We start from the raw sequence: 16,377 nt of genomic DNA, 5'->3' as shown, positions 1-16,377 counted from the left end.
AACCCAAGCGAGCACCCGACATGAACCATCCCGCCAGTCCCGTCTTCTCGGCTCCCGTCTACGACAATCCCCAGCAGGCGCTGACCGCCGCCGCGGCGCTGCCGCTGGTGATCTACGGCTACCCGCTGATCGAAACGCTGCGCACCTGCCGCGTGCAGACCTCGGTCGAGGCCGCCACCGGCTACGGCCGCGCGCCGGTCAACGTGCTGTCGGCCAGCACGCGCCAATGGACGCACGAGGACCGCGACATCGTCACGCCGGCCAACGACCTGCTGTACTTCTGCGGCTGGGTCGACCTGACCGACGGTCCGGCCACGCTGCACGTGCCGCCGCTCCGCGATCCGGACCGCTACTACGTGGTCGAACTGCTCGACGCGCATACCAACAATTTCGAGAATCTCGGGCCGCGCAATGTACCGGCCGAAGGCGCCGCGGTGCAGCTGGTCGGCGCCGGCCAGCAGGCGGACGGTGGACACGCGGTGTCCTGTCCCACCTCGCTGGTCTGGCTGATCGGCCGCGTGCTGGTACAGGGCGAGCACGACCTGCCGGCGGCGCATGCGTTCGAGCAGGGTTTCCGGCTCGATGCGCCGGCGATCGGGCGGCAGCCGCAATGCGTGCGGCTGTGGCGCGAGTCCGGCGACGCCGCGCTCGACTTCTTCCACAACCTGTTCCAGGCGCTGCGGGAGTTTCCGCCGGCGCCGGAGGAGCGCGGCGTGCTGACGCTGCTGCGGCGCCTGGGCATCCGGCTCGAGGACGAGGTCGAGATCGCCGCGCTGCGGCCGGCGGTGCAAGCCGGGCTGGTCAGCGCCTATCGGCAGGGCATGGCACTGATCGAGGCGCATACGCGCAGCCAGGCGCGCAAGAGCTGGGGCTACAGCCTGAAGCTGGGCGTCTATGGCGACGATTGGCTGATGCGTGCGACCACCGCGATGAAGGGACTGGGCGCGTTGCGCGCCGACGAGGCGGTCTACGCGATGGCGGATTTCGATGCCGACGGACAGCCGCTTGATGGCGCCGGCAGCTACGAGCTGCGCTTCCCCGCGGGCCATCTGCCGCCGGCGCAGGCGTTCTGGTCGGTGTCGCTGTACGGCGAGGACCGCTTCTTCACCGCCAATGCGATCGGCCGCTATGCGATCGGCGATCGCACGCCGGGCCTGCGCCACGAAGCGGACGGCAGCCTCGCGATCGTCATCTCGCATGCGCGCCCCGCGTCGATCGACAACTGGCTGCCGGCGCCGGCGGGACCGTTCTATCTGATCCTGCGCCTCTATCATCCGAGCCCGGCCTTTATCGCCGGCAAGTACGTCATTCCGCCGGTACGGCGGATCGGCTGAGGAGGCCCGCCATGATGCGTACCCACTTCTGTCGTGGCAGCCGGATTGTCAGGGACTTGCTGGCCTGCGTACTGCTTGCCGTCGGCCTCGCGCTCGGCTCGTTGGCCCACGCCGACAACTACCCTTCGCGCCCGGTCAAGCTGATCTCGCCCTATGGCGCCGGCGGGTCCAACGACACCTCTGCCCGCGTGCTGGCCGACGCGCTGAGCCACAAGTACGGGCAGCAGTTCGTCGTCGAGAACCGGCCGGGCGCCGGCACCCGCGTCGCCAACGAACTGGTCGCGCATGCCGCGCCGGACGGCTACACGCTGCTGTGGGCCGCCGCGCCGTTCGCAATCAATACCGCGGCCGGGCTGAAGCAGCGCTACGACATCGCCAGGGACTTCAAGCCGGTCGGCCCGCGCGTGGTCGGGCCGGTCTTCCTGATCGTCAACGCGGCCTCGCCCGCCCGCACGCTGGCGGACTTCGTCAAGCTGGCGCGCGAGAAGAAGGACGGCATCACGTTCGCGTCGCCCGGCATCGGCTCGGGGCCGCATCTGACCGGTGAGCTGTTTGCCGGGCAGGCGGGCTTCAAGGCGTTGACCGTGCATTACAAGGGCGATGCCACCGCCTATACCGAACTGCTGGCGGGGCGTGTCGATGCGACGATCACCGCGATCACCTCCGCGCTGCCCTTTATCAAGGCCGGCAAGCTGCGGGTGCTGGCGGTCGCGTCGGAACAGCGCAGCCCGGTGTATCCGGACGCGCCGACCTTCGCCGAGCAGGGCCATGCCGGCGTGGTCGGCTACGGCTGGTTCGGGCTGGTGGCGCCGGCCGGTACGCCCGACGCGATCGTGCGCCAGCTCAATCGCGATGCCAGCGCGGTGTTTGCCGATCCGGCCATTCGCGCGAAGCTGCACGGACTTGGCCTGCAGCCGGAGCCGATTTCCAGCGCCGCCTTCGGCCAGTTCATCGACGGCGAGGTGCGCAAATGGAGCGAGCTGATCCGCAAGACCGGCCTGGTGCTGGAATAACGGACCCGTCCCAGTCGCTACGGCCGGGCGCCGCGCCTACGGAAAGCGCGGCGCCAGATCGGCCTTGAGCCAGTCGATCAGCGCCCGGGTGCGCGCCGGCAGCATCCGTGCATGCGGATAGAGCACCGACAGCGGCCATGGCGCCAGCTCGTAGTCCTCCAGCACGATGCGCAGCTTCTTCTCGGCGACCAGCGGCGCGACCTGATAGGACAGGAAGTGGCCGAAACCGGCACCGGCGGCGCAGGCCGCGACCGCGGGCGCGGTCTGGTTGAACTCCAGATTGCCGGTGACCGGCACCTGGAACACGCGGCCGTCGTCCTGGAAGGTCCACCAGTGCGGGTTGCCGTTGCTGAAGCGCAGGCATGGCTCGCGCGCCAGGTCTTCGGGATGGCGCGGCACGCCGTGCTTGCGCAGGAAGGCCGGCGTGGCGACCACCACGCGGCGGATCCGGCCGACCGGCTGCGCGATCAGCGTCGAATCGCGCAAGGGGCCGATCCGCACGCCGACATCGACGCCCTCTTCGAGCAGGTCGACCACGCGATCGGCAAAGTTCAGCGAGCAATGCACCGCGGGGTAGCGCTGCACGAAGCGCGTGACCGCGGGCGCCACATACATCTGGCCGAACAGCATCGGCGCGGTCACCGTCAGGTGGCCGGCGAGTTCGACCTGGCGCGTGGTCAGGCCGGCCTCGACCTCGTCGATGGTGGCCAGGATGCGCCGGCAGCTGTCCAGGTAGCTGCGGCCATCTTCGGTCAACGCCAGCCGGCGCGTGGTGCGGTTCAGCAAGCGGACCTGCAGATGGGCCTCGAGCGCGGCCAGCGTGCGCACCACCGCCGGCAGCGAGGTGCCGAGCGACGTCGCGGCCGCGGTCAGGCTGCCCTTGTCGACGATCCGAACGAAAGTCTGCATCGCGCGAAGTTTGTCCATGGCGCGACATTACTCCATTTATTGGAGTAGTCAAATACGTTTGGCACGCTTTATTGCAGGCCGGCGGCCGACCACAATGCGGGCATTCGAAATCCCTTGTGCAAACACACTGCAAGAAAACGGAGCCCACCATGTCCGCTGCATCTTCCCGTCCCGCCGCCCCGCTGGTGCTGTATCACGTGCCGATGTCGGGCCATTGCCACCGTGTCGAGCTGTTGCTGTCGCTGCTCGATCTGCCCTACCGCTGCGAGCTGGTCAACGTCCGCGGCGGCGAGCACAAGCGCGAGCCGTTCCTGCGCCTGAACCCGTTCGGACAGATTCCGGTGCTCGACGACAACGGCACCGTGATCGCCGACTCCAACGCGATCCTGGTGTATCTGGCGCTGCGTTACGACGAGGAAGGCCGGTGGCTGCCGCGCGATCCGGTCAAGGCCGCCGCGGTGCAGCGCTGGCTTTCGGTCGCCGCCGGGGAAATCGCCTTCGGCCCGGCCCGTGCGCGGCTCGCCGGCGTGTTCGGCATGGATGTGCCCGTGGACGATGCCCGCCGGCAGGCCGAGCGGCTGTTCACGGCGATGGAACCGCTGCTGGCCGCATCGGCATTCCTGGTGGGCCCGGATGCCACGCTGGCGGATGTCGCCGCCTATGCCTATATCGCCCGGGCCGAAGAGGGCGGCATCAGTCTGGCCCCGTATCCGGCGATCCGCGCCTGGCTGGCGCGCGTCGAAGCGCTGCCGCGCTTCGTGCCGATGCCGGTCGCCAAGGCCGCGGCCTGACTCGATCGACCGTCTCATCGCATCGTCCCATCTCACGTCCCGGAGCACGTTCATGGAACTGCCGACCTGGCCTCACGACGAATCGCCTTTCCATCGTGGCGAACGGCTGGCGCAAGAGCGCGTCGGCAAGCGCGAGAAGATGGAGGTGGTGGGCCGCCGCATCGTACGCGGTGAAATGCCCGAGCAGCATCGGCTGTTCTTCGCGCAGCTGCCCTTTCTGCTGGCCGGCGCACGCACGGACGATGGCGGCGTCTGGGCGACGATGCTGGTCGGCGCGCCGGGATTCGCCTATGCGCCCGATCCGTTCGCGCTGCGCGTCGATGCGCTGCCGTTGCCCGGCGATCCGCTGGACAGCGCGCTGCGCGACGGCGCCGACCTTGGCCTGCTCGGCATCGAACTGCCGACGCGCCGCCGCAACCGGCTCAATGGCGTGGTGGCGCAGCGCGATGCCGGTGGCTTCACGCTGGAGGTGCGGCAGAGCTTCGGCAATTGCCCGCGCTATATCCAGCAGCGCGAACTGCAGCCAGCCGGATCGTCATCGGTCGAAGCGGACGCGGGTCTGCCCGCGCCACAGGTGCTGGACCGGCTCGATGGCGACGCGATCGACCTGGTGCGGCGCGCCGACACGCTGTTCATCGCCACCCATCACAGCGATCCGGACGCGCCGCACAGCGGCGGCGCCGATGTCTCGCATCGCGGCGGCAAGCCAGGCTTCGTGCGCGTAGACGGCGACGGCACGCTGGTGATGCCGGACTTCAACGGCAACGCCTACTTCAACACGATCGGCAACCTGGTCGCCAATCCGCGCGCAGGGCTGCTTTTTGTCGATTGGGAGGACGGCATGCTGCTGCATGTGGCGGTGCGCGCGGAGATCGTCTGGGATGGTCCCGAAGTCGAGGCCTACGCTGGCGCCGAGCGGCTGGTGCGGATGCGGGTGGAGCAGGCGATCCGGCGCCCCGGCGTGCTGCCGCTGCGCGCCAGGCTCGTCAGCGTGTCGCCGGTGCTGGCCGAGACGGGCGAGTGGCCCGCCTCCGCCGCCGATCACCACTGATAGGTAAGCGTCGCCATCACGTTGCGCGCCTCGCCGTAGTAGCAGTTCAGCAGCCCGGCGCACGAGGACACATAGGTCTTGTCGAACAGATTGGTGGCGGCGATCCGCAGGCCGGCGCCCTTCAGCGACGGGCTGACGCGGCTCAGGTCCAGCCGCATCATCAGGTCGACCAGCGTGGTGGACGGCACCTTCAGCGAGTTCTCGTTGTCGGCCCAGCTGGTGCCGACATAGCGAACGCCGGCGCCGACGGTGAAACCGGGGAACACCAGGTAGTCGGCCCACATCGAGGCCATATGCTGCGGCGCCTGGTACGGCGTGTTGCCGACGACGCCTTCGGGCGACTCGACGTAGCGCATGTGCGTGTAGGTGTAGCTGGCCAGCACCGACAGCTTGTCGGTCACGCGCGAGCGTGCCTCCAGTTCGAGCCCGCGCGAGCGCACCTTGCCGGCCGGCTGGTAGTACGGGGTCGACAGCACGCGCGCCGCGACCTTGTCCTGCGTCAGGTCGTACAGCGAGGCCGACAGCAGCGTGCTGCTGCGCGGCGGCTGGTAGCGGACGCCGATCTCGAACTGCCGGCTCTCGGTCGGCGGCAGCAGGCTGCCGTCGCGGGCGGTGCTGCCGCTCGGATTGAAACCCTCGCTATAGCCGGCATACGGCGCGATGCCATTGTCGAACAGATAGACCAGGCCCGCGCGCTTGGTGAACTTCGAGCCGTCCCACTCCGAGCGCGAGGCGGCGCCGAAGCCGAGGTTCGATACCCTGGCCATGTCCTGGCGGCCGCCGAGTACCAGGCGCCAGCGGTCCCAGGCGATCTGGTCCTGCAGATAAAGGCCGGTCTGCTCGAGCTTGCGGTCGATATTGGCGCGGAACAGGCCGGACAGGCCTGCATTGCCGTAGACCGGATCGAAGGCGTCGATCGGCGCGGCAGCGCCCGATTCCCACCAGCCGTCGACATGGCGGTGCTGGTAGTCGACGCCGAACAGCAGCGTGTGCTTCAGCGGACCGGTATCGAATTGCCCTTGCAGCTGGTTGTCGACGATAAACGCGTCCAGGCTCTCGTTGGCGCCCGAGTAATAGCGCGTCAGCGTGTTTGGGCCGGCCCAGCCATAGCCATAGACCTGCTGCAGCGTGACGTCGGACGACAGATAGCGGAAGTTCTGCCGGAACTGCCAGCGGTCGTTGAACGCATGTTCGAGCTGGTAGCCGACCATGCGCTGCGTGCGCGTGAATTCGTTGTGGCCGGGCTCGCCGTCGAAGAAGCTGCGCAGGATGCGGCGGCCGTTGTGCGCGGCGGTGATGGTGGCGTTCGCCGGAATCGCGCCGTGATAGCCGCCATGCGGGTCGCGCTGCAGATAGGCCTGCAGCAGAAGACGCGTGTCCGGGCTGATGTTCAGCAGCAGCGACGGCGCGATGGCGAAACGCTCTTCCTCGACATGGCGGAACTGCGTATCCATCGAGCGGCCGATCGCGGTGATCCGGTAGGCGGCGACGCCATTGTCGTCGAGCGGGCCGGTGAGGTCGAACCCGGCCTCGTAGCGGTTGCGGTTGCCCACGGTGACCTGGGCTTCGCCGGCGCGCTCGAATTGCGGCCGCTTGCTGGTCAGTGCGACCACGCCGCCGGGCGAGGCGCGCCCGTACAGCACCGAGGCGGGGCCGCGAATCACGTCGATCCGCTCCAGGAAATACGGGTCGATCTGCATCGAGCTGTAGCTGCCCGGATCGCCCAGCACCTTCAGGCCGTCCAGCAGCGAATTGTCGACGCTGCTGTCGATGAAGCCGCGCAGCGCGACATAGTCGTAGCGATTGGTCGCGCCGACCAGCGCGGTGAAGGCCCCGGGCGTGTAGTTCAGCGCCTCGGACACGCTGCGCGGCTTCTGGTCGTCCAGCTGCTGGCGCGTGACCACCGAGATCGACTGCGGCGTCTCGGCGAGCGGCGTGTCGGTCTTGGTCGCGCCGGCGCTGCGCTTCGCGACGAAGCCGATGCCGGGGCTCAACGCGGTTTCCTGGGTGCCGGTGACCGTCACCGCGGGCAGCACCGCGGCATCGGCCGGCGCAGCCGCGGCCTGCGGCGCCGGCGTGGCGGCCGGCACCAGCAGATAGCCAGCCGGGGTCCTGCCGATCGCGTAGCCGCTGCCGCGCAGCAGCACGGCGAAGCCCTCGTCGACGCCATAGCGGCCGTGCAGGCCCTGCGTGCGCAGGCCGCGCAGCTTGTCGGCGTCGACGGTGATCGCGACACCGGCCTGCTGGGCGTAGCGCGTCAGCGCCTCGGCCAGCGGACCGGCGGGGATGGCGTACTGGGTTTGCGCTCGCGATTGCGATTGCGATTGCGTTTGGGTTTGGGCTTGCGCCTGCGTCTGCGCGTGGGCCCGGGCGGGCAGCGTCATCGCGGCCGCCAGCGCGGCGCCGACGGCCAGCGGCATCGTCAGCCGAACGGCCAGCGCGCGAGAATTCAAGCGAGGCCGCGCGGGCCCGGAATGGGTATGGCTCATGATTTCGCGGTTTCCGTGCTTTTGTTGCTGTTGTGTTTGACGGATGAGGGAGCGGAGCCGGAACCGAAGGGGGAAGGGTCGCGCCACGGTTTTCTCTCCTCTCCCGCTGGCGGGAGAGGGGGCGGGGGAGAGGGGCGGGGGAGAGGGCAACGCCGTTTGCCCTGCCGTCGCGGCCGGACATCACCCCCTCTCCCCAACCCTCGCCCCCTTTGCAGGGGGCGAGGGAGAACACCATGGGTACGGCCCGGCCTAGTCGCCAGCCGGCGCGTCCACCCACACCAGATACGGCGTCAACTGCCGCACCCGCACCGCGGGCAGCGCATTGGCCAGCAACTGCAACGCCTGCTCGGTGTCGTCGAGCGGCAGCACCGCGAACACGCGCACGTCGGCGATCTGCTTGCGGTCGTAGCGGATCCAGCCGGGGCGATGCCGGTTCAGCGCGTCCAGCAGCTCGGCCAGCGGCTGGCCGCGCGCGATCAGCTGGTGGCGTTGCCAGGCCTGCTCGATGCTGTCCGCATCGACGCGTTCGATCGGCCCGAGGCCCGCCGCCGTCACGGCGACGCGTTCGCCGGCCGACACCACCGCCTGGCGCGGCTCGCTGCGCGCGCCGGTGGCGCGGGCGCGCACCCTGGATTCCAGCATCGTCAGCACGGTCCGCTGATCGTCGCGGTCGACGCTGAAGCGCGTACCGAGCGCCTCGATGTCGGCCTGCGCGGTGCGGACCACGAAAGGCCGCGCCGGATCGCGCGCGACATCGATCAGCACTTCGCCGCGGATCAGCTCGATCAGGCGGCGTCCCTGGTCATAGCGCAGGTCCACCGCGCTGCCGCTGTTCAGCGTCAGGCGGCTGCCGTCGGGCAGCGTGTGGGTCTGCCATTGGCCGGTGCCGGTACGCAGATCGGCCAGCAGGTAGGCCGGCGGCCAGGCGTGCAGCGACAGTGCGATGACGGCGGTCGTCACCAGCGCGGCGGCCAGCGTGCCGAGATGGCGTGCGGTGCGGCGTCGGCGCGAGGGCTTGCCATGGCGTACGCCCTCATGCGGGCCGTCATGTCGTTCGCCATGTCGTTCATTCTCGAAGGCGGCGCGCAATGCCGCTCGCGCCGGGCCGGCATCGCCGCCGGCGTGTTGACGCAGGCCTTCGAGCCGATGAAGCAGCGATTCGACGCGGGCGGCCGCGCGAGCGTGCCGAGGATCGGCGGCTTTCCAGCGCGCGAATTCGATCTGCGCGGTGGCGCGCTCGTCGGGATCGTCGGCGGTCAGCCTGGCAATCCAGTCCGCTGCCTGCGCGACCGGATCGCCGCCGTCGAGGCGCGCGCTCATCCGGCGTGCGATGCCGCGGCGGCACTGGTGTTGCGTGCGTCCTCGTCGCCGTCATCCGACAGGGCGCAATGCGCCAGCGCCTGCACCAGATACTTGTGAATCATCCGCGTCGACACGCCCAGATGCGCGGCGATGCTGGCGTGCGTCTGCCCCTCCAGGTAGTGCATCAGGAAGGCCTCGCGCGGCTTGCGCGGGAGGCCGTCGAGCGCCGCGCTGATCTGCGCCAGCGCCTGCAGCGCGGCGACGGTCTGCTCCGGCGACGGAAAACCGTCCAGCGAGGCCGCCGCCTGCTCCAGCTCCGCCAGATAGGCCTGCTCGAGCTTGTTCCGCCGCGCGCGATCGATGATCAGGCGCTTCGCCGTGGTGGTCAGGTACGCGCGCGGCTCGCGCACGCCGGCCAGCGCATCGCGCGAGGCCAGGATCCGCACGAAGGTGTCGTGCGCCACGTCGGCCGCGTCGTGCGGACAGGACAGCTTCTTGCGCAACCAGCCGAACAGCCACGAATGATGGTCGCTGTACAGGACATCGATCGGCGGCGACGGCAGGGACTCGGCGGCGGACATGGGAGCTCCGGCCATGGCGTGGGCCAGGTCCGGGGAGGGCTAGGAAATGAGAACGATTCGCATTTTATGGGCGTGGGTGGGGTTTGGCAACCGGCAGGTCCGGCATCACGCCAGCTCGCTTTCATGCCAATGCGACAGTGCTAGCCGCGACAGCATTGCCATCGCGCCGAACAGCAGCACGCCGGTGACCGTGATCAGCACCAGCGCGGCGAACAGCCGCGGGATATTGAGCGCGAAGCCGGCCTGCAGGATCTGATAGGCGAGCCCCGCACCCGTGCCGCCGGTGCCGGCGACGAACTCGGCCACTACCGCGCCGATCAACGCCAGGCCGCAGGAAATCCGCAGGCCGCCGAAGAAATACGGCAGCGCGCTGGGTATCCGTAGCCGCCGCAAGGTATCCCAGCGCGTGGCCCGGTTGATGCGGAACAGGTTCAGCAGGCCGGGATTGACGCTGCGCAGGCCCAGCACGGTGTTCGAGATGATCGGGAAGATCGCGACCATGGTGGCGCAGATCACCAGCGCCAGCGTCGGCTCCTTGACCCAGATGATGATCAGCGGCGCGATCGCGACGACGGGGGTCACCTGCAGCAGGATCGCATAGGGAAACAGGCTCGCCTCGATCAGCCGGCTCTGCACGAACACGAAGGCGGCCGCGGTGCCGAGGATGACGGCCAGCGCGAACGCCAGCATCGTGATGCGCAGCGTCACCCATAGCGAGCCGGACAGCAGGGTCCAGTCGTCGACCAGCGTGCGCGCGATCGCCGATGGCGCGGGCACCAGATAGGGCGGCACGTCGAGCCAGATGCAGACGGCCTGCCAGGCCAGCAGCGTCAGTGCGCCGACGGCGAGCGGCGCGGCGATGCGTTGCACGGCGGGACGGGACAGCAGGGGCGATGCCATGATTGGACTCCTTGGTGGCGCGTCGCGGTGGCTAGGCGGAATCGGCCGGGGCGACGCCGGTATTGGCCTGCGCCAGCAGCGCCGACAGCCGCGCGCAGTGCTGCATGAATCCAGGGCTGACGCGGTAGGCCTCGTCGCGTTGCGCGGGACCGTCGATCGCCACGTCGGCGATCACGCGGCCCGGCCGCGCCGCCATCACGACGACGCGGCTCGACAGATAGACCGCCTCGTAGATGCTGTGCGTGACGAACACCACGGTCAGCCCGCGCTCGGCCCACAGCGCGCGCAGATCGGCATCGAGCCGGTTGCGGGTGAATTCGTCGAGCGCGCCGAACGGCTCGTCCATCAGCAGCAGATCGGGCTCGGTCGCCAGCGCCCGCGCGATCGATACGCGCATCTGCATGCCGCCCGACAACTCGCGCGGGTACACCTGGCCGAATTGCGCGAGTCCGACCAGCGCCAGCGCGCGCCGTGCGCGTTCGTCGGCCTGCTCCCGCGGCATGCGCGCCAGATCGAGCGGCAGCCGGACGTTGTCGGCGACCTTGGCCCACGGCATCAGCGTCGCCTCCTGGAACACCATCGCCAGCGCGCGGCGCGCGCCGTTGCCGCCGACGGGCCTCGCGCCCGGCAGCGTGCCTTCGCCCCACCAGCGCAGATGGCCGGCCGACGGCGCCTCGAGCCCGGCGAACAGCTTCAGCAGCGTGCTCTTGCCGCAGCCGGATGGACCGAGCAGCGACACGAACTCGCCCGGCCGGATCGATAGCTTGACCCGTTCGAGCGCCACGGTGCCGTTGGGATAGGTCTTCTCGACCTGGTTGGCGAACAGGATCGGCGCGTCCAGGGCACCGGTATCGCGGGGGACGGCGGACATGGCTCAGGCACCGACGACGGGGACGCGGAACACTTCCTTCTCGCCGTGCCGCTCCAGCAACTCCAGCAGCATCCGGCGCATCAGCAGGCCCGGCTTGTCCGATTCCATATGGAATTCGACGCGGCGGCGCGTATCGATGCAGGCGTCGTAGTCGGTCGCCTCCAGAATCTCGCGATCCTCGGCCACGATCGGCGCGTCCCAGGCGATCAGCTCCTCGGTCGAGCAGTCTTCCTCGCGGTCGTTGCGATACAGCCATTGCGACAGCATTACCGTGCCGTCGTCGATCGGCGTGGCGCAGTTGTAGATGATGTGATGGCGCCCGCTGGCCGGATAGATGCAGCCGAAGCGGCGCGTGAAGGGCATGTCCCAGCGGTTGAACATATGCCGGTGGGTGATGGGCTCGGTGGTGCCCGTCACGCGATGGCCCGCCTCGATATTGCGGATCGGCACCAGCGTCTCGGCCTCGAAGCCCCACTCGCGCTGCGTCAGCTCGTATTTCTCGGGTTTGGGCTGGTCGGCGATGCCGAAGTTGGCGCGGTGGACGAAGCTGAAGTGCGAGTTGTCGAAGGCGTTCTCCATCACGCGCAGCGGACTGGTGTTCCAGCGCTCGTAGTACTGCAGGATGCGGCGATAGGCGGGGTCGCCTTCCTCGGGGAAATCGGGAATCGGCTGCAGCGGATCGTCCAGCGCGACCCAGACATAGCCATATTTCTCTTCGGCTCGATAGGCCGGCACGCGGGCACCGGCGGGGACCCGGTTGTCGGGCGCCTGCGGAATTCGCACGCAGGCGCCGGAGCAGTCGTACTCCCAGCCGTGGTAGCCGCAGACGATGTCGCCGCGTTCGTTGACCCAGCCCTTGGACAGCCTGGCGGTGCGGTGGCAGCAGCGGTCGCGCAGCGCGGCCAGCGAGCCGTCGGAGCGTTTCCACAGCACCAGGTCTTCGCCGAGCAGCGTGAAGGGCTTGGGACCATCGTCGAGCATCGAGACCGGCATCAGCGCGTACCAGAAGCGGCGCAGCACGGGTTGTCGGGTGACCAGCATGATTTCAATCCTCGGGAAGCAATGGGAAGGCGCGGATGGCGTCGGGTTTCAATCGGGGATGGCCGTCATGCCCCGGTCAGGGCATGACCTTCAGGTCCTTGACGAACTGCGTGGTGTAGGCGCGCTTCCAGTCGGTGTCGGCCTTCAGCAGTCCCGCGCCGACCATGAAGTCGCGCGTCTTCTGCCAGCGCGCATCCGTCATCACGCCGATGCCCTGGCGCGCCGCGTCGCCACCGTCGACGAGCCGGAACTCCTTGAGCCTGGCCAGGGCCCAGGCTAGCTGGTCGTCCTTCATGTTGGGGTTGTCCCGCTTGATCAGCGCATTGGCCGCGGCCGGATTGGCCAGATAGCTTTTCCAGCCTTCCATCGATGCCCGGACGAAGCGCGCGACGAGATCGGGCTTTTCCTTGACGGTTTTCTGCATGGTGACGATGGTGGTGCCATAGGGCGGGTAGCCATCGTTGGCGAACAGGAAGAAGCGGGTCTTGACGCCGGCCTTCTGCGCGGCGAACACCTCCGACGACGCGTAGGCCTGCTGCGCGGTATTGCGGTCGGCGAAGAAGGGCTGCAGGTTGAAGGTGTAGACGCGCGATTGCGCCTCGTCGAGCTGGTACTTCGCCTTCAGCCACGGCCACCACGTGGTGCGCCCGGAGGTGGAGACCAGCACGGTCCGGGTCTTCAGATCGGCCAGCCCATTGACGTCGTCGTGCGTCATCATCCCTTGCAGATCGCTCTGGAACGAGGTGCCGACCGTCGTCACCGGCACGCCCTGCTCGATGCTCTTGAGCACCTGCAGGTCGTAGCCCATCAGAAAGTCCGCCTGGCCGCTGCTCAGGATCTGCATGCCGTTGACCTGCGGCCCGCCCATGCGGATGGTCACGTCGAGGCCGTGTTTCTTGTAGATGCCCTCGGCCACGGCCTGGTAGAAGCCGCCGTGCTCGGCCTGCGCGTACCAGGAGGTCAGGAAGGTCACCTTGTCGGCGGCGAAGGTGGCAAGCGGTGAGATGGCCAGGACGGCGGCGGCCACGGTCCGGGTCAGAAGGCTGCCGCGCGGGCGACGCGCGACGATGGCCGATGCGGTTCCGGCCGCAGGCGAGGGGGCGAGGTGCGACGTATTCATGGGGTCTGTGGTGTCGTCGAGGGGGAGGGAGACAGCGGGGCGAGTGCCGGCGTCTACGGCGGGCGCGGCACAACGAGACGATGGGACGGGAAGGCATGGCAGGGACGGGACATCGTGTGCGCTCTCTCTCGTTCGCGGCCGTGGCGGCCGGGTTCAACACGCGGCGCGCGCATGGCGCTGCCGGTGACGACCGGTAGGTCGTGAGAGCAATGTCCCGCGCCGGGGCATCGGCCTGCGATGGCGATGCGTTGGGGATGCGTTGGCGCTAACCGCTTCTACTCGATCGGCAATATCGCAAGAGGCATGCCACGCGGCATTGGACGGCGAGGTGGCATAGATCGGTCCCGATGCGCCAGCGATGGGCGCTGGCGTGGAATCGGATCGCGGCTTTGGTGCAGCGTGATGCGATCCGGTGCGGCTCAAGCTCCGGGTTTGCGGTTCAGCAGCGCGGCGCAGCGGCCGAAGGCGGTGGTCAGGCAGCAGCTGTCGCCGCTCCAGTCGCCGCCGCGGACGATGCCGTCGGCGCCCGCAATCAGCCGGCGCTGGCAGCGGCCCACGGTGGCGGGCACGGGATCGGTCGGTGCGCGGGCCTCGCGCGGTCCGCTGCCGGGCGCGTGCGCGCGCGGGAATTCATCGATCCAGACATAGGCGGTGCCATCGGCGAGGTTCTGCGCGGAAGCCGGCGGGCCCCATTGCGTCCTGGCCCGATCGATTGGCGCCCCGCGCCACGAGTCGGTAATTGCTTGCATCGCGCCGGTCCGCGGACTGGCGCAGCCGAACAGCGACGCGGCGCCAATGGCGATGGCGGCGCCCTTGGCGAGGTGCCACCGCCAGGGCGAGGCCGCTGTGCGGCCTGGGGACGATGTGCGAATCGAAGGCATGGCGGCTCCCGCTGCGGAGGTTCCGTTACGAGGCAGGCTATGCGAGCGGGCGCGCATTGCCAAGGCGGGCGTGTGTGCTGGCGTACAGACTCTCGCTGCCGGTGCGTGGCAGCGGCCAGCCGTTTAGAACTCGAACAGCGGCAGCGGCGTCTGCGCGGCGGGCACGCGCCTGGGCCGTGCCTGGCCGATGGCGCTCTCTCGCCGCGCGATGATGAGCGGCTCGCACGGACGCAGCTCGAAGCTGGAAGGACGAGGCAACACGATGGCCTCGGCAAGCAGCCGCTCCCGATGCGGCGCCAGGATCTGATAGCTGTCCAGATCGAAGCGGGCCGGCTCGCCCAGCAGCGTCCCGGCGTCCTGCGGCGAGGCCACGGAGCCCAGGTAGCACCAGTTGTCGATCACGTGCCATTGGGCGCGCGCGTGGTCCTGCTCGCGCCAGGCGATCGGGCCGGCGAATGGCCACGGCGAGATCGCCAGCGGGCGCAGCGCGTCGGCCAGCCGCTCCCGATGGCCGCGCAGCGGCTCCGCGCCGACGCAGGCGCCGGCGCATCGATGGAGCTGGCGCGCAAAACACGGCGTCCCCATTCGACTCCGCGGCTCCAGCGTCAGCGTGGCCAGGCAAAGCCCATGCTGCTCGGCGAGCTCGCGCAGGCGGGCATGCGCGCCTGCGCGGCTCGCGCTGACGGCGAACAGGCCGCGATGGCGGCTGAAATCGGTATCGCGGTCCGAACGCAGGCGCGGCGCCATCAGTCCGTCCGGCAGTTCCCACGCGAAGAGCGGCCCCTTGCGCCGCAACAGCGTGTTGTGCACCGGCTCCAGTTGCTTGACCAGCAGTGCCTCCTGCAGCAGCGCGCCGATCTCCCCGCCGGTCTCGCGCCACTCGACCCGCCGCACGGCGCGCGACAGCCGCAGGTCCTTGCCGTAGCGATAGTCGCCGGAGAAATGCGCGCCGATCCGTTGACGCAGGTTGACGCTCTTGCCGACGTACAGCGGGGTGTCGTTGTCGCCGTGAAACAGATAGACGCCGGGCGTCTGCGGGACGTCGTCGAGCGCGGTCTCTTCCAGACCGGCCGGCAGGCTGGCGCGCTTGACCAGCGAGGCGATCGCCGACTCGACCAGTTCCACCGAATAGAGCCCGTGCACCTGCTGCCAGAACTGCCACAGCAGTTCGGCGTCGGCGAGTGCGCGGTGCCGGCCCTTCGGCTGCAGGCCGAAGCGCGCGATCAGCGCGTCGAGGCCGTGGCGCTCCACCGAGGGAAACAGCGCGCGCGACAACCGGACGGTACAGAGCACGTCGGCGCGGAACGTAATACCGGCACGGGTGAACGATTGCTTCAGGAAGCCGTAGTCGAAGCGGGCGTTGTGGGCAACGAACAGCTTGCCGTGCAGCCGCTCGGCCAGGGCTTCGGCCAATGCCTCGAAGGTCGGCTGCCCCCGCACCATCTCCTCGGTGATGCCGGTCATGCGCTGGATGAACGGCGGGATCGCGCAGCCGGGGTCCAGCAGCGTGTCCCACTCCGTCACGCCGTCCGGACCGACTTCGACCACGCCGATTTCGGTAATGCGGTCGCGCTGCGCGTCGGTGCCGGTGGTCTCCAGATCGACGAAGACGATAGGTCGGGCCAGTGCGGTCGCCAGGGTGGCGGCGTCGAGCCGGCGCGGCGCTTCTGGCGGCAGGCGCTCCGCTAGATAAGTAGGCTGGTCGTGATGGTGGGGCAGGTCGGGCATCCAGCGATTCTAAGCGCCGCGGAGTCGGCGCAGCCTGATAGACGTAAGTAAGTGATCGATGGGCCGCCATGACGCCGTTCGCTGGGACCGCAAAAAAGCGCTTGCATTGGCTGTCACGCTCCCTTAATATTCGCCCCCTCGCAGCCGAACGGCGGCGAGGTTGGCGGGGAAGGCGAAGGCGCTGCGGTGCTGGAGCGGCAGCAAAAAAGTGCTGACAACCTGTTGACGAGAAGCGAAATGTTCTGCATAATCTCGTTTCTCTGCTGCTGACAACGCAGCGACGCGAACGGCAAAGCCGGCGCGTGAGTTCTTTAACAAACGAACAACCGATAAGTGTGGGCGCTCGATAGCGGCAGTCACAGCGGA

At 68.9% G+C, this 16,377-nt stretch carries 15 protein-coding genes; 4 read left to right on the top strand and 11 right to left on the bottom strand.

Annotation, left to right across the window (positions count from 1 at the left end; translation table 11 throughout):
- Positions 1-20: 20 nt before the first annotated feature.
- Together LRR16_RS11390 and LRR16_RS11385 are read left to right on the top strand one after the other, a co-directional pair.
- The gene (locus LRR16_RS11390; protein WP_232205905.1) at positions 21-1,334 is read left to right on the top strand and encodes a DUF1254 domain-containing protein; all 1,314 of its coding nucleotides are present in this window, start codon (positions 21-23) and stop codon (positions 1,332-1,334) included.
- A gap of 11 nt (positions 1,335-1,345) precedes the next feature.
- Positions 1,346-2,347 carry a tripartite tricarboxylate transporter substrate binding protein gene (locus LRR16_RS11385; RefSeq protein ID WP_232205904.1) on the top strand — a complete coding sequence of 334 codons (1,002 nt, stop codon included), beginning with the start codon at positions 1,346-1,348 and terminating at the stop codon, positions 2,345-2,347.
- Positions 2,348-2,383: 36 nt separating this feature from the next.
- Here the strand turns inward: LRR16_RS11385 and LRR16_RS11380 are convergent, their stop codons facing one another.
- Positions 2,384-3,274 carry a LysR family transcriptional regulator gene (locus LRR16_RS11380; RefSeq protein ID WP_064576823.1) on the bottom strand — a complete coding sequence of 297 codons (891 nt, stop codon included), beginning with the start codon at positions 3,272-3,274 and terminating at the stop codon, positions 2,384-2,386.
- Positions 3,275-3,405: 131 nt separating this feature from the next.
- On the opposite strand from LRR16_RS11380, the gene LRR16_RS11375 reads away from it, so the two are divergent.
- Positions 3,406-4,047 carry a glutathione S-transferase family protein gene (locus LRR16_RS11375; RefSeq protein ID WP_006577381.1) on the top strand — a complete coding sequence of 214 codons (642 nt, stop codon included), beginning with the start codon at positions 3,406-3,408 and terminating at the stop codon, positions 4,045-4,047.
- Positions 4,048-4,099: 52 nt separating this feature from the next.
- Complete coding sequence (locus LRR16_RS11370) at positions 4,100-5,098, top strand: pyridoxamine 5'-phosphate oxidase family protein (RefSeq protein ID WP_232205903.1); 999 nt, start codon at positions 4,100-4,102, stop codon at positions 5,096-5,098.
- Here LRR16_RS11370 and LRR16_RS11365 read toward each other — a convergent pair.
- The 10 genes from LRR16_RS11365 to LRR16_RS11320 all read right to left on the bottom strand — a co-directional run.
- Positions 5,089-7,587 carry a TonB-dependent siderophore receptor gene (locus LRR16_RS11365; protein ID WP_232205902.1) on the bottom strand — a complete coding sequence of 833 codons (2,499 nt, stop codon included), beginning with the start codon at positions 7,585-7,587 and terminating at the stop codon, positions 5,089-5,091. The two genes, LRR16_RS11370 and LRR16_RS11365, sit on opposite strands and share 10 nt — an antisense overlap.
- 249 nt (positions 7,588-7,836) lie before the next feature.
- Positions 7,837-8,907: a FecR domain-containing protein gene (locus LRR16_RS11360; protein ID WP_232205901.1), complete on the bottom strand. Its 1,071-nt coding sequence runs from the start codon at positions 8,905-8,907 to the stop codon at positions 7,837-7,839.
- Positions 8,904-9,470 (bottom strand): sigma-70 family RNA polymerase sigma factor, encoded by a 567-nt coding sequence (locus LRR16_RS11355; protein ID WP_232205900.1) that lies wholly within the window; start codon positions 9,468-9,470, stop codon positions 8,904-8,906. Before LRR16_RS11355 ends, LRR16_RS11360 begins: the two co-directional genes overlap by 4 nt.
- 105 nt (positions 9,471-9,575) lie before the next feature.
- Positions 9,576-10,370, bottom strand: coding sequence for an ABC transporter permease (locus tag LRR16_RS11350; protein WP_232205899.1), 795 nt, complete (start codon positions 10,368-10,370; stop codon positions 9,576-9,578).
- Positions 10,371-10,401: 31 nt separating this feature from the next.
- Entirely contained in the window at positions 10,402-11,241 is an 840-nt protein-coding gene (locus tag LRR16_RS11345; RefSeq protein WP_023263987.1) for an ABC transporter ATP-binding protein, read from the bottom strand.
- Positions 11,242-11,244: 3 nt separating this feature from the next.
- Positions 11,245-12,282 carry an aromatic ring-hydroxylating dioxygenase subunit alpha gene (locus LRR16_RS11340; RefSeq protein WP_006578838.1) on the bottom strand — a complete coding sequence of 346 codons (1,038 nt, stop codon included), beginning with the start codon at positions 12,280-12,282 and terminating at the stop codon, positions 11,245-11,247.
- A gap of 76 nt (positions 12,283-12,358) precedes the next feature.
- A complete protein-coding gene (locus tag LRR16_RS11335; protein ID WP_370646792.1) occupies positions 12,359-13,402 on the bottom strand; it encodes an ABC transporter substrate-binding protein in 1,044 nt (347 codons plus the stop codon).
- Positions 13,403-13,821: 419 nt separating this feature from the next.
- Positions 13,822-14,151: a hypothetical protein gene (locus LRR16_RS11330; protein ID WP_232205897.1), complete on the bottom strand. Its 330-nt coding sequence runs from the start codon at positions 14,149-14,151 to the stop codon at positions 13,822-13,824.
- Between the two features lie 255 nt (positions 14,152-14,406).
- Positions 14,407-16,011: a 3'-5' exonuclease family protein gene (locus LRR16_RS11325; RefSeq protein ID WP_232205896.1), complete on the bottom strand. Its 1,605-nt coding sequence runs from the start codon at positions 16,009-16,011 to the stop codon at positions 14,407-14,409.
- A 123-nt stretch (positions 16,012-16,134) separates the two neighbouring features.
- A partial coding sequence (locus LRR16_RS11320; RefSeq protein WP_232205895.1) for a hypothetical protein occupies positions 16,135-16,377 on the bottom strand: 243 nt, incomplete at its 5' end.

This window comes from Cupriavidus sp. UGS-1 (genome assembly GCF_021213615.1).
In the GTDB taxonomy this organism is placed as follows: domain Bacteria; phylum Pseudomonadota; class Gammaproteobacteria; order Burkholderiales; family Burkholderiaceae; genus Cupriavidus.
The sequence above is the reverse complement of the archived record's forward strand: the minus strand, read 5'-3'. Positions and strand labels throughout refer to the sequence as shown.